14 protein-coding genes are annotated in these 13,177 nt (G+C 26.9%); 4 read left to right on the forward strand and 10 right to left on the reverse strand.

Annotated features, from left to right (window positions below):
• Positions 1-340: 340 nt before the first annotated feature.
• The 4 genes from csrA to Q1X91_RS11875 form a co-directional block, all read right to left on the reverse strand.
• Positions 341-592 carry a carbon storage regulator CsrA gene (gene csrA, locus Q1X91_RS11860; RefSeq protein ID WP_300757685.1) on the reverse strand — a complete coding sequence of 84 codons (252 nt, stop codon included), beginning with the start codon at positions 590-592 and terminating at the stop codon, positions 341-343.
• Position 593: 1 nt separating this feature from the next.
• Positions 594-1,052 (reverse strand): flagellar assembly protein FliW, encoded by a 459-nt coding sequence (gene fliW, locus Q1X91_RS11865; protein WP_300757688.1) that lies wholly within the window; start codon positions 1,050-1,052, stop codon positions 594-596.
• A 77-nt stretch (positions 1,053-1,129) separates the two neighbouring features.
• Entirely contained in the window at positions 1,130-2,383 is a 1,254-nt protein-coding gene (locus tag Q1X91_RS11870; RefSeq protein WP_300757691.1) for a flagellar hook-associated protein 3, read from the reverse strand.
• Between the two features lie 227 nt (positions 2,384-2,610).
• Positions 2,611-3,204, reverse strand: a complete 594-nt coding sequence (locus tag Q1X91_RS11875; RefSeq protein ID WP_300757694.1) for an SAP domain-containing protein — start codon at positions 3,202-3,204, stop codon at positions 2,611-2,613.
• A gap of 121 nt (positions 3,205-3,325) precedes the next feature.
• Between Q1X91_RS11875 and Q1X91_RS11880 the strand changes: the two genes are divergently transcribed.
• Both Q1X91_RS11880 and Q1X91_RS11885 read left to right on the forward strand, forming a co-directional pair.
• The gene (locus Q1X91_RS11880) at positions 3,326-4,921 is read left to right on the forward strand and encodes a potassium/proton antiporter (RefSeq protein ID WP_300757696.1); all 1,596 of its coding nucleotides are present in this window, start codon (positions 3,326-3,328) and stop codon (positions 4,919-4,921) included.
• Between the two features lie 202 nt (positions 4,922-5,123).
• The gene (locus tag Q1X91_RS11885) at positions 5,124-6,212 is read left to right on the forward strand and encodes a class I SAM-dependent methyltransferase (RefSeq protein WP_300757698.1); all 1,089 of its coding nucleotides are present in this window, start codon (positions 5,124-5,126) and stop codon (positions 6,210-6,212) included.
• Here the strand turns inward: Q1X91_RS11885 and Q1X91_RS11890 are convergent.
• From Q1X91_RS11890 to def, 4 genes are all read right to left on the reverse strand, one after another.
• On the reverse strand, positions 6,196-7,023 hold the full coding sequence (locus Q1X91_RS11890) for a GGDEF domain-containing protein (RefSeq protein ID WP_300757703.1): 828 nt from the start codon (positions 7,021-7,023) through the stop codon (positions 6,196-6,198). The two genes, Q1X91_RS11885 and Q1X91_RS11890, sit on opposite strands and share 17 nt — an antisense overlap.
• A gap of 140 nt (positions 7,024-7,163) precedes the next feature.
• Entirely contained in the window at positions 7,164-8,402 is a 1,239-nt protein-coding gene (locus Q1X91_RS11895; RefSeq protein ID WP_300757705.1) for a M23 family metallopeptidase, read from the reverse strand.
• A gap of 111 nt (positions 8,403-8,513) precedes the next feature.
• Entirely contained in the window at positions 8,514-9,167 is a 654-nt protein-coding gene (locus Q1X91_RS11900) for an HAD family hydrolase (protein WP_300757708.1), read from the reverse strand.
• A gap of 17 nt (positions 9,168-9,184) precedes the next feature.
• On the reverse strand, positions 9,185-9,754 hold the full coding sequence (gene def, locus Q1X91_RS11905) for a peptide deformylase (protein ID WP_300757711.1): 570 nt from the start codon (positions 9,752-9,754) through the stop codon (positions 9,185-9,187).
• Positions 9,755-9,968: 214 nt separating this feature from the next.
• Between def and Q1X91_RS11910 the strand changes: the two genes are divergently transcribed.
• Complete coding sequence (locus Q1X91_RS11910) at positions 9,969-10,628, forward strand: HAD-IB family hydrolase (protein ID WP_300757714.1); 660 nt, start codon at positions 9,969-9,971, stop codon at positions 10,626-10,628.
• Positions 10,629-10,632: 4 nt separating this feature from the next.
• Positions 10,633-11,709 (forward strand): lipopolysaccharide assembly protein LapB, encoded by a 1,077-nt coding sequence (locus Q1X91_RS11915; RefSeq protein WP_300757716.1) that lies wholly within the window; start codon positions 10,633-10,635, stop codon positions 11,707-11,709.
• A gap of 14 nt (positions 11,710-11,723) precedes the next feature.
• Here the strand turns inward: Q1X91_RS11915 and Q1X91_RS11920 are convergent, their stop codons facing one another.
• A complete protein-coding gene (locus tag Q1X91_RS11920; protein ID WP_300757719.1) occupies positions 11,724-12,164 on the reverse strand; it encodes a MarR family transcriptional regulator in 441 nt (146 codons plus the stop codon).
• 625 nt (positions 12,165-12,789) lie between these two features.
• On the reverse strand, positions 12,790-13,053 hold the full coding sequence (locus Q1X91_RS11925; RefSeq protein WP_300757722.1) for a hypothetical protein: 264 nt from the start codon (positions 13,051-13,053) through the stop codon (positions 12,790-12,792).
• Positions 13,054-13,177 lie beyond the last annotated feature (124 nt).

Here is a 13,177-nt window from a genome sequence, read left to right on the forward strand (position 1 = left end):
AGAACCAAAAAGACTGCATTTTTAGCCCAAATTTCAGATATTACCATACGTTTAATACATATCTTTAAAATATAAAGTTCTAGTAATTGCGTTTTTCGCTCTGCGTGCCTTTGGCAGCAACTTTTTTGTGCGGCAAAAAAGTTGATAATTCTATATAATGTACATCAGTTGACAAAATGAAATCGTTCCAGTATATGTAAATTATATTATAACAATATATTTTATTGATTAATAAAAAATATAGATGTCAGCATATAGAATAACTGCAATATTTTGAGAATAAAACTTCAGATTATAAAAAATTAATTATGAAATAAGTTTATTGTGTGATAAATAAAAATTATTTTTTGCTGTTTCCGAATTTATTTTTAACAAAATTGCTTAATATATTTAATTTATCAGCTGTAGCCTCTTTAGAAGCTTCTAAGTTTTGGCTTTCTATCTCTTCATAAACTTCTTTTCTGAATATTTTTACATTTTTAGGTGCATTAATTCCTAATTTTATTTGATCGCCTCTTATATCTACCAGCATTATTTCTATATTGTCGCCTATGACTATGCTTTGATTGATTTTCCTAGAAAGTACGAGCATATTATGAACTCCTTTCTGAAGAATCGTTATTTTCTAATAAAATAGAGTGTCTGGTAGTGTATTTATCTCCTGAAACAGTACATTGTTTGGCTTTATGATTTTTTATATTAAAAACTACAGGTGCTACTAAGTTAGCACTCATAGTTTTTAAATCACTGTTTGGAATGCTGACTATTGTAAGAAGGTATAAATCCTCTTTATTTTCTATACCCAAATATTTTATATCATCATCATGAACATCTGGCTCATAATTTTTAAATACTAAGAATGGGTCTATTAGTATGAAGCATACATTTTTATCATCTTTAGACTGCAGTATCTTAAAAGTTCCCTCTTCGTCCATATTAACTAGATAGAACTCATCATAATCTTCAAATGCTAATATAGTGCCATTAAGATGATATAATGAGTTATCAGAAACCTCTATTTTTCCTAATATCCTAGATTCTATTTCCGGCATAAAATAATTTCCTTTTATACTTTCTTTAATAAAGAATAAACTTTTACAATTGTCAGCATTTTTTATTTATATTTTAATTATCTTAAATAGTCCATCAATGTTCTGCCTAATAATCTTCCAGCTGTTTGAAGCGAAGCATTATGAGCATACTGCCACATATTGAAGTTTACTATTTCTTCGGCATAATCAATATTTTCATTTTTAGCCAAAGCCTCTTCAATAGCTAATTTTTGATCTTCAAAGCTAGTGTAACCCATATCAAGTCTTGTTACTTTAGATGAAGCATTAGCCTGAACAGTAGCAACATTATCTAAAGAACTGTCAATATAACCTAAAGCCTCGCTGCCTATAGCTCTAACATCATCATTAAGCATAGCATCTCTTAAATATATTAAACTTTCAAATACACTTTTTCCTGTTACCAAAGCACTAGGTTCATAGTTATTTTCAGGAGTATTAGCAGCTCCCACTCTTACCAAACCTATATCCTGTAAAACAGTACCGCCAGCTAAATCCTGTAATAATATTTTATGAGGTGTACCTGTTTTTAGCTGTATAACTTTTTGTCCGCCTTTTAAATCTCCAATGCTTGCACTTACATTGCCGTTAGCGTCATTTATTCTTTGAACAATTGTTTCTATATTATCACCTTGTTTAATATTAATAACCATATCATCTATCATAATATCCTGATTTTCAGCAGCTACATAAGCAGAAGCATCAGTTGTAGATATTATTTCCATATCAGTACCCCAAAAAGCATAATTACCAGGTGTAGCAACATTTATAAGCTGACCGTTTTCTATTTCTCTGTTTTGAGGATTTCCGTCTCCTTCATACATAACTGATTTTATTATAGAGCGTCCTGCTTTTTCATCATGTCCGTAAAATGCTCTGAATGGGGCAGTTTTTATACTTGTACCAGAAAATACAAATTCACCTTTACTTTGAGTTTTTGATATATCGTATATTCTCTCTATCATCTCCTCAACTTCCATAGCCATTTTTGCTCTGTCATCGGCACCATATGTACTGTTAGCACCCTGTACTGCTAAATCTCTTGCTCTGTTTAATGCTTCTGTTATTGCTGACATAGAATCATGTGCTACGCTTAATCTTTCTTTACCGTCAACTATATTATTCTGATATCTGTCTACTGATGACATTCTAGTTTTATAGTATATAGAATTGATAGTTGAAGTAACATTCTGGTGAGGGTACTGAACCCTTTGACCAGTAGATAATCTAGTTTGAGAAGCTTCCATCTCGCTGTAGTTTCTTTTTATTGTACTAACTGTTCTATTAAATTGGGCTTGTTCAGTAACTCTCATAATTTTTATATCTCCTGTTTTTATATAGAAGTGATTATATCGTTTCTATTCTCGTAATAATTATAAATTCTTTTATTATTTTTTTATGATATAGTTTTTTGTATATCAGTTTACATTTATTATCGGAAACTGTAATGATAAAAAATATTATGATTATTAAAAATTGCATTATAGTATTATGATAACTTATTGTAATATAATGAAAATTAATTATTCAAATACTCTTTTCATTTATCATAATTATCCTCTACTAGTTTATAAGTATATATTTTTTCTTTATTAGAATTTTTTATTATATTCCAAATTATAGAAGCAGACTTTAATTTGTTTTTAAAAATATTATTTTTTTCATCATTACAGAAATCTTTTAAAAATTTATTCCATTGACAAGATGAATTATCATATTTGGCATAGTGATTTTTTTTATAATATACATCAATCATATCTTTAATAGTAAAATTTTTATCATTATCTTCTCTAACTTTTTTCCAAACAGCAGCCATATCAGCATTAAATTTAAACTTTTCAATACCAGTATATTTAGAAAATAATTCTCTAAATTGTTTATTAAAAGAAAAACCGCATTCTAATAGTTTTGAATCCAAATTAATATTTTTATTATTTATTTTTTTTAATTTTTGTATTTTCTTTTTTGGTATTAAATTTCCATTGAAATATTCTTCTATATTTTTATTTAATTCCTTTTTATTTCCTATATGATTAATATTAAGATTTTTGCATATTGTTTTTAATTCATCATAATACCAATAATATTTTATAAATTCCTGATATGATTTTATATTTTCAAAATTAGGTCTCATATATAAATTATAATATCATTTGCTTATATTTATTACAATCAATTTTTTTTGTTAACATATTTATATTTTTTAAAAATAGTGTTATAATAATATACTTCTATTTAATAAGGTTTTTATTTTTATGAATTTTTCAATATTATTATCATCTATAATAATTATTCTATGTATAATTGTAAGTAAAATTTCTACAAAAATAGGGGTTCCATCTCTTTTATTATTCTTAATAATGGGCATGCTTTTCGGAACAGACGGAGTGTTTAAAATACCTTTTGATAATTATGTTTTTGCTGAGCAGATTTGTACAATAATATTGATATTGATAATGTTTTATGGAGGATTTGGTACAAACTGGAATGCTGCTAAAGGAGTAGCGCCAAGGGCATTTCTTCTTTCTTTTTTAGGAACTTTTATTACATCTATGATAGTCGGATTATTATGCCATTTCATATTGAAGATAGATTTGTTTGAAAGCTTTTTAATAGGATCTGTTATAGGTTCAACAGATGCTGCTTCAGTATTTTTTATACTTCGATCCAGAAAACTTAATTTAAAAGGCGGGCTTGCATCTTTACTTGAACTTGAAAGCGGAAGTAATGACCCTATGTCATATATGCTTACAGTTATATTTTTAGGGCTTATAGGAAAGACGCTTGGTTCTCCGTTATCTATAACTTATATGGTTTTTTCTCAAATAGTTTATGCCTTGGCAGTTGCTGCTGCCGTATCATGGTTTGCTTATATGGTATTAAAGAAATTTACTTTTCCCGTAAGCGGACTGGATACTATATTTGTTCTTACCATAGCACTTTTAAGTTATTCTTTATCTTCAAGCATAGGAGGAAATGGTTTTTTAAGCACTTATATAGTGGGTATAATTCTTGGCAATCAAAAGATAAAAAATAAGGTTACTTTGGTGCATTTTTTTGATGGTATAACAAGCCTTGTACAAATGGTATTATTTTTTCTATTGGGACTTCTTGCATTCCCTTCAAAAATGCCTGATATACTTGCAACTGCTGTTTTTGTAACTTTGTTCATTACTTTTATAGCAAGACCTATTGCTGTATTTGCAATATTAATTCCTTTCAAAGTTGATATAAAAAGTCAGTTATTGGTAATGTGGGCTGGACTTAGGGGAGCTGCTTCAATAGTATTTGCTATATTTGTTATGGTAAGCGGTCAGGAATTAAATTATGATGTATTTCATATAGTATTCTTTTTGGCTTTGATGTCTGTATTGTTTCAAGGATCTTTGCTTCCTATTATAGCTAAAAAGCTTGATTTGGTAGATTCTGATGAAAATGTACTTAAAACATTCAATGATTATGTTGATGATTCTGATATGGAGCTTATACAGATAACGATACCTCAGCATCATCATTGGGTTGGAAGACCTATAATGGATATAGAGCTTCCAGAGGATTCTATTATTGTAACTGTAGAGAGAGGAAATACCACTATTATACCTAATGGGAAAACTGTTATTGAGGCTGGAGACGTTGTTATACTTAATGCTAAAAGAACTAAGTATTATGATATAAGTTTAAGAGAGATACATATAAATCTTCATCATCCTTGGAGAGATAAGGAATTGAAAGATCTAAATTTACCTAAAAATAATTTGATAGTTATGATAAAAAGAGACGGCGGAACTGTAATACCAAGAGGTAATACAGTAATAAGAGATAAAGATATTGTATTATTAAGGGACGTATGATATTTTACTATTTATTTTTTACCATATCTTTTATAAATGGTTATAATAAATAAGTATTTTTCATAAATAATCTCCCACTTTTATTTAGCTTTACCCTTTTAAAGCTAAATAAAAGTGACTTTTTATTTCTATACGCATTATAATTGACTTTTTTACATTTTGTTAGTATACTCAAAATAAACATTTATTGGATACTTTGTTTATGTTAGATGATTTTTATACAGATGATATAAAAGCTATAGATGCCAGATTTGAAGCTCAGAAAATAGCTTTTGCTCCTATAGTGTTCCAAGCTGCAAAATGTATGATAGATTTTAATATATTAAATATTATCGAAAATAGCGGTGAAAATGGAATAACTGAAGAAGATATACTAAAAAATACGAGTTTATCTCCTTATGCACTTTCAGTTTTGCTTGAATTAAGTTTGGGGCTTTCCTTAATAAAAATAGTAGAAAATTCTAATCCTTATAAATATATTTTAGGTAAAATAGGTTTTTTTCTTATCAATGATAATCTTACTAAAGTAAATATCAATTTTGTTAATGATATATGCTATAACGGTATGTTTTATTTAAAAGACAGCCTTCTAAATTCTAAACCAGAAGGACTAAAAGTTTTTGGAGATTATGAAACCATATATAAAGGACTTTCATCAATACCAGAAAAAAGCAGAAAAAGTTGGATAGATTTTGATAATTATTACTCTGATAATTGCTATCATAGTTCTCTTCCTATCATATTTGAGAAAAAAAGAAAGAAGATAATGGATATAGGTACTAATACAGCAAAATTTTCTATATCGGCACTTAAATATGATAATGATGTAAAGTGTTCATTGATAGATTTGGAAGGACAAATAGAGCTTGCTAGAAAAAATATAGAATATAATAATTTTTCAGATAGGGTAGAGTATTTCCCTATGAATATATTAGATAATGACAGCAAACTGCCTGATAATTGCGATGTTGTATGGATGAGTCAGTTTTTGGATTGTTTTTCTATAGAACAGATTAAGTTTATAATGAGAAAAGTAAAAGCTGTATCAAATAAAGATACAGATATATTTATTTTAGAGCCTCTTTGGGATAAGCAGCAGCATTTATCAGCAGCTTTTTCTATACAGGCAACCTCTTTATATTTTACAGCCATTGCTAACGGCAGCAGTAAAATGTATCCGTATAAACTTCTGAAAGATACAATAGAAGAAGAAGGATTTAAACTTGTAAATGAATATCATAGAATAGGAAATACATATCATTCGCTTCTTAATTTTAAAATGTTAGTATAACAGATTTGTTTCTTCCAGTTTCCTTGGCATTATATAATGATTGATCGGCCTGATTTATAAAAGTTCTTAAACTTATATTTCCTTCTTTTACGGCACCGCCTAAAGAAGCTGTGGCTTTCAATGAATATTCTTCAGTAGAAAAATCGCTTTCCATTAGATTTATTCTTATTTTTTCCATAGCATTATAAAGTTCATCTCTGTTATTTATATCAAAAACTACGATAAACTCTTCTCCGCCGTATCGTCCAAGTACAGATTTATGTACGATATTTTTTAATGCTTCTTTCATTACTTTAGAGGCATTCTTTAATACATGATCGCCTATATTATGTCCGTAGCTGTCATTGTAATGTTTGAATTTATCCAAGTCTATTATTACAATAGAATATATATGTCCGCTAATCTCTTTTTCCTGAAGATATTTTAGTATGTATCCTCTGTTATATAGACCTGTAAGTTTATCTCTATTTGCCAAAAACGATAGCTTTTCACTGTAAAGTATTATAGATAAGTAATTTATTAATATTTCAATTTTTTCTTTATCTTTTGTACTGTTAATTAGCATAAAGCCGAAATTATTTCCTCTTGCAAATAATTTATATTTTTTATTATTATCTTTATTATCTATCACAGATTTATTTGCAGATACATACCATAAATTAGCCTCATCATTTCCCTCTTTATAAAAATAAACAGCAAAACTTTCTATTACATTCTTTGAATTTAATTCAAATGTTTTTATTATTCCGTCTACAGAGAAAGGCTCTGGTATTTCATTTAATATATTAATGATTTTTATAATGTCATTCATAATGATGTATTATACTCAAATAGATATAATTGTAAATAGTAATATATATAAAAAATCAAAAATATTAAAAAAATAAAAAGGACTCATAAAAATGAATCCTTTTTTTATATCTATGTTTTTAATAATTTATTATTTTATTATTATCTTCTTCCTCTCAAAAACTTTTTAATAGGTATGAAGTCAGCAGGATTTAATGCTACACCATTTCTTCTAACTTCAAAGTGTAAATGGCTTCCAGTAGATCTTCCAGTGCTTCCCATTCTTCCTATCATAACACCAACGCCTACATTTGCTCCTGCTTTTGTAGTTATAGAATTAAGGTGTCCGTAATATGTAGTGTATCCTTTATCATGTCTTACTATTACCAAATTTCCGTATCCGCCGCTGTATCCTGCGAATATAACTTTACCTTTTCTTGCTGCATATACTGGTGTATTAAGTCTTCCCGGTATATCGACGCCCATATGTTTAGTTCTTACTCCAGTAATAGGGTGTACTCTGTATCCGAATACGCTGCTTATTCTAGTTATAGTTGTAGGAAGGCTGAACATCTGTCCGAATTTATCTATTCTTTCGTCTAAAGTATATTTAGCACCAGGAAGGAATATATCATCTCCTTCTTCTATAGAACTTGCATCAGATATTTTATTGAAAGTAAGTACTCTTTTTAATGAAACATCATATCTTTCTGTAACATCTTCTATAGATTCGCCTTTTTTCATAGTATATAAAAGTCCGTTTCTATTAGGTACTATAATTTTTTGTCCAGGTCTTAATCTATTTGCATTGCTTATTTTATTAACACTTACTAAAGTATCTAAATTAGCACCTATTTTTCTTGATATAACAGTTAGATTATCTCCTTCTTCTATGATATATTCATCATATTTCATTCCTATAGTTCCGTCGCCTACCAATGTATTATCAGAAGTTATAGTATTATAAAATATATCTGTGGCATTTTCTATTGTTACGGCAGAAGTTACAGTAGGTACATCAGATAAAGTAGATTCAGGGCTGCTGGATAATTGTTCTGGAGACATTTCATCTAGTACTTTATTGTATGCTATATTAGAAGGCAGTTTATCCTTAGGGAGTATTGCTGCATTAGAAGTCTGACGCATATTCATTATTAAGAAATTTGCAAGAAATAGAAATAGTGATAATGAGACAACAGTTAAAGCAAATTTCTTAATTAAACTTGAAAATATTTTATTTGGTTTATTTTCATTATACCTTGTAGAATGTACAAAAGTAGTTCTTATTCTAGGTGCATTATTTTCAAATTTTGACTTGATACCTTCTAGTATATTTTCTATATACAGAAATATACCTTTGCTTTTTCTAATTTTTGTGTACTTAAATTTGTTATTTTTCATGTCTCTGTTAAATTAATACTAATTGTTTTTATTTAAGAAATAATTTCTTTTAATATACAAACATTTTTTAGTATTGTCAATAGTTTAATATTCTTTTTTTAAATTTACTTCTTATAATACATAATCGGCAATTTCTTTAAATGAATTTAAATAATAATCATTATTATTTAGATTTATCAAAATTTTTTTATCAGTTATGCCGTATAATGCTAATATGCATTTTATTTTAGAATTAACAGCAAATTCATAGTCTGGTACACCATCTCCAACCATAATAGTTTCATCTTCTTTCAAGTTATAATCATTTTTTATACTGTACCATATATTAACATCAGGTTTCCTGTATGGATAAACACCATCTCCTATCACAGCCTTAAAAAAGTTTATTATATTTAGTTTTTCTGCTGTTTTTTTTACCATCTTATTAGGCTTATTGCTTATTATAAACATATTGATATTATGTTTGTATAACAGCTCTAATGTATCATAAACTCCGCTGTATAATTTTGTATTATCAACACAATGCTCTTCATAATATTTCATATAAAAGCTGTATACTTCTTCTTCAATATTTTCATTATTATTGTATTTATTTACAGCACGTTTTATAAGCATTCCAGCACCATTACCTACAAAATTATGTGCATCTTCAATTGTTATGTTTTTTAAGTTAAAATGTGTAAGTGTTGTATTTACGCAATGGTAAATATCACCTATAGAATCTGCTAAAGTACCGTCCAAATCAAATATTATGTTTTTAATCATTTTTTGTCCATTTTTAATTAATTGTTAGTATTTTGCAGCTTTTCTCTGTTTTGTACTTTTTTTATTTCTCTTACAGTATTATTTCTAAGTTCTTTTAATTCTCTTTTTAATCTTCTTTTTTGATATGATTCAAGTCTGTCAATAAATGATATTCCATTTGTATGATCTATTTCATGCTGAAGTACCTTAGCTATATAGCCTTCAGCTTCAAGTATTTGTTCATTACCTTCTTTATCCAAATATTTTACTTTTATTTCTTTATATCTTGCTACATCATCTCTTATTTCTGGAAATGACAAACAGCCTTCTTCCAATGTCTCTTTTTCTTCACCATGCCATATTATTTCTGGGTTTATAAGTGCTAATTTGAAGTCTGCTTTAGTTTCATCATCAAAATCTGGTACTGATATAACTATAAGTCTTTTTAATACTCCTATTTGAACAGCCGCAAGTCCTACACCTCGCTCTTTATACATAGTTTCAAACATATCATCTATTAATGTAATTATTTCATCATCTATTTTTTCTATTTTTTCTGATACCTGCTGAAGTCTTTCATCTCCGTATATAACTAACTCTCTAAGCATATTTATATTTTCTCCTAAAAAATTATCTGTAAAAAATTATATATTCATTATTCTAATAATAATATTCATTATTAATGAATATTAAATTTCCTATATAATATTAAATTTTTTGCTTATAGTCAAGACATTTTTATAGCAAGTTTACATAATTTTTTTGTATAAATTGATTAAATTCCTTTGACAAATGATTTTTTTGTAGTAGAATAACATTATTATGATGAAAGTGGCATATTTTGATTTGGATAAAACTATCTTGAAAAAAGATTCAATAGTTCCTTTTATGAAATTCTATTTAAAAAAGAATCCTTCAAGTTTCATATATTATATAGCTTTACTTCCTTATTTTATTTTATTTTGTTTAAAAATAATAAATAATGAAAGTGTAAAGTATAGAATAGCACATATATTTAGAAATATAGATATAGAGTTTGGAGAGAAAATCGGAAAAGAGTTTGCAGATACTGTAGTACCGTCTCTTTATTATCAAGATGCTTTAGAAGAAATAAAAAAATTAAAAAGTGAATGTTATACATTAGTTTTAATTACAGCCAGTTTTGAAATTTATGCTAAATATATAGCAGAAAACTTAGGTTTTGACAGATGTATGGGTACTGAGCTATGGACTTTTAGAGGAAAGTATACTGGTTATATGTACGGAAGAAACTGCTATGGTACTGCTAAAAGATACAGGCTTTTTACTGAACATTTTTTTCCTAAACATAGGCACAAAAATATAGCATACAGTGATTCTATAAGTGATTTACCTCTTTTTGAATTTGCCGACACTAAAATATGCGTTAATCCTGATAAGAGATTAAAAGAGCATGCTTTAAATAATAAAAATAAAGGCTTTATTATAGTTAATTGGAGATAAAATTATGTTAGCTAGTGAAAGTGTAAATAATATTAATGTAGATGATGATATTAAAGAGGTTATAAAAGAAAGTAATGATATTGTTATAGAAAAGATAAATAATTTAATAGATATAAATAATATTTCTTATGCTAAAAAACTAGCTTTGGAATTAATAAAAAAAGACAATAAATATAAATACGGATATTTGGTTTTAGCAGATATATATTATGAAGAAAATGATTTTAACTCTGTAATAGAATTAATGGATAAAGGTCTTAGTTTTATAAAAGATGATAAGGATTTGCTTGAAAACAAGATTGAGGCACTTATAAATACTTATCAGTATGATAAAGCTAAAGAGGTAATAGAAAAACTTATATCTATTGGAGATATTAATTCTAGTATTTATGGACAGTACGGAATTATACTGTCAATGGAAGGAAGGCATAATGAAGCCATAGAAAAGTATAAAAAGGCTGTATTTATAGATAATGATGATGTTTTATCTATGATTAATATGTCAGTAGCGTACAGAGCTATGTATAAATATGATGAGGCTTTTGATGTTTTAGAAAGAGCATTAACTATAAGTAAAAATGATATTAATATTATAAACAGAATTAATAATATTAAATATTTGATAGATAATTCTAAATTTTATATAGATAAGTTTACATCAATTGAGGCAAATCCAGACAGATTTCATTTGCTTGTACCAGAAAATTTTAATGCATATATAGAAGGTTCTTTATTAAAAATAGAAAGCCCAGATAATAGAATATCAATCATAATAAGCTACAGCAATGAAAAATACGATGAAAAGGCTATAAAAGAGTTATTTGACGGATTTAGAGATAGGAGAGGTGAGCTTTATTCTATTATTAAACCAATATCTATAAAAAACAGAGAAGATTATAATGATTTATTTGCAGAGTTTATTTTTACATCAAAGATAAATAAAAATGACTTTTTTAATGCCATAGCTGTTATAAGCAAAGGAAATGAATCTATAATACTTACAATTTCATCTACTGTAACTATAAGCAATCGTTTAATATCATTTGCCTGCGATGTAATGAATAGTTTATATTTTAAATGATTTTTTGGAATTATTTAAAAATCGATATCTTTGTTTTGTATATTGCTTAATAATTTTTCTACTAATAAAACCAAAGTTTCTTTTTCTTTAGATGACATATTGTGAAACATTATTTCGTTATTTTTGTTAATATCTTCAAATACAATTTCTTTAACCTTTTTGCTTTTAGAAGTTAAATATATTTCTTTATATCTTTTATCTTCACTGCTTATTTTTCTTTTTATAAACCCCTTTTTTTCCAATCTGTATAAAGTACCAGCTATTGTAGGATTACTTAAGCCCAAAAAATTTTCTATATCCCTTTGATTAACAATTTTCTGCTCATTATGATAAAGAAACATTAGTATATCCATTTGAGAAGATGTTAATTTATGTTTATCCAAGAATTTATTAAATCTGTTATCCAAAGCAGTATGTAGTTCTTTTATTAATTTTCCTATAAACACATCTTCCATATAAATATTACCTCTGTTCGAATTGTATTATAATAATATATATAATATATAAATTTTTATACAAAAAACAAGATTATAAAATATTTAAATAATTTATAATTGACAAACTTAAAAATTAGTTTTCATGTTTTTATTATTTTTGGGACTATCCCTAATACTCAGTCATACCGAACTCCTGCTTATTTTGCCTGCCGTATGCAAGTCACCTTCATTATTGCCCCATACAAAGTATGCCTGCACAGCCCGCATTCGCGAAGAACTGCATTTTTACAGCTTGAATATGTAATTCACACAACATATAAAACATTTATTTTGTATAATAATTAATATTATATAATTTAACATAAAATAACAAACTAGAAAAATTATTTGTCAAGTATTTTTAAAACAAGCCTAATATAAGATATTATAATTTTTAATTATTTTACCATTTTCTATTGACTTATTATAAAACTTTGTTAAACTAAATATATAGAGTTAGTACGAATGGCAGAAAAATTGCCGCCCTCGACTGCCACTTGCTTGATTTTCAAGTACTGCGATGTAGGAACGGGGCGTCCTCCCTACTAACATTTATTTAAAGCTAGAATGAACTGCAGAAAATCAGCCTCGACTGCCGTGATATTTAGTATTTACTAAATTGATACGATGGAGGGTATCCTATACGCTTGTTATGGGTAGGCTGTCCTCCCATTCTAGCTTTTATTATCTTTCTTAATTTTTTATTTCTTATTACATGATAATTTACTATTTCATAATTTTCTTTTTTATCAGATAGTTCTAATAATACTAAATCGCTATGTTTATCGTCTGTTCTTGTTATAAAATTATGATAGGCTGTCTTTTCAGGATTTGGCTTTAATATTGTTTCTGGTATATACTGGAACAATTTTATTTTGTCAATTGGTACACATTATTTTAATTATTTATATATAAATTTAATTGACATTTTAGTCGTATGATGTATAATTTGTTTACTATGATATTAAAAACAATTTCTTATATTAAAGACA

Origin of the sequence: uncultured Brachyspira sp. (assembly GCF_949287625.1) — a bacterium.
Lineage (GTDB): Bacteria > Spirochaetota > Brachyspiria > Brachyspirales > Brachyspiraceae > Brachyspira.

Bases quoted from the DNA above. Each gene is read 5' to 3' on its own strand.
- Q1X91_RS11885 (WP_300757698.1), top strand. From the start codon at position 5,124: ATGTTAGATGATTTTTATACAGATGATATAAAAGCTATAGATGCCAGA.
- def (WP_300757711.1), bottom strand. From the start codon at position 9,754: ATGCTTAGAGAGTTAGTTATATACGGAGATGAAAGACTTCAGCAGGTA.
- Q1X91_RS11895 (WP_300757705.1), bottom strand. From the start codon at position 8,402: ATGAAAAATAACAAATTTAAGTACACAAAAATTAGAAAAAGCAAAGGT.
- Q1X91_RS11880 (WP_300757696.1), top strand. From the start codon at position 3,326: ATGAATTTTTCAATATTATTATCATCTATAATAATTATTCTATGTATA.
- Q1X91_RS11900 (WP_300757708.1), bottom strand. From the start codon at position 9,167: ATGATTAAAAACATAATATTTGATTTGGACGGTACTTTAGCAGATTCT.
- Q1X91_RS11915 (WP_300757716.1), top strand. From the start codon at position 10,633: ATGTTAGCTAGTGAAAGTGTAAATAATATTAATGTAGATGATGATATT.
- Q1X91_RS11870 (WP_300757691.1), bottom strand. From the start codon at position 2,383: ATGAGAGTTACTGAACAAGCCCAATTTAATAGAACAGTTAGTACAATA.
- Q1X91_RS11920 (WP_300757719.1), bottom strand. From the start codon at position 12,164: ATGGAAGATGTGTTTATAGGAAAATTAATAAAAGAACTACATACTGCT.
- csrA (WP_300757685.1), bottom strand. From the start codon at position 592: ATGCTCGTACTTTCTAGGAAAATCAATCAAAGCATAGTCATAGGCGAC.
- Q1X91_RS11890 (WP_300757703.1), bottom strand. From the start codon at position 7,023: ATGAATGACATTATAAAAATCATTAATATATTAAATGAAATACCAGAG.
- fliW (WP_300757688.1), bottom strand. From the start codon at position 1,052: ATGCCGGAAATAGAATCTAGGATATTAGGAAAAATAGAGGTTTCTGAT.
- Q1X91_RS11875 (WP_300757694.1), bottom strand. From the start codon at position 3,204: ATGAGACCTAATTTTGAAAATATAAAATCATATCAGGAATTTATAAAA.
- Q1X91_RS11910 (WP_300757714.1), top strand. From the start codon at position 9,969: ATGATGAAAGTGGCATATTTTGATTTGGATAAAACTATCTTGAAAAAA.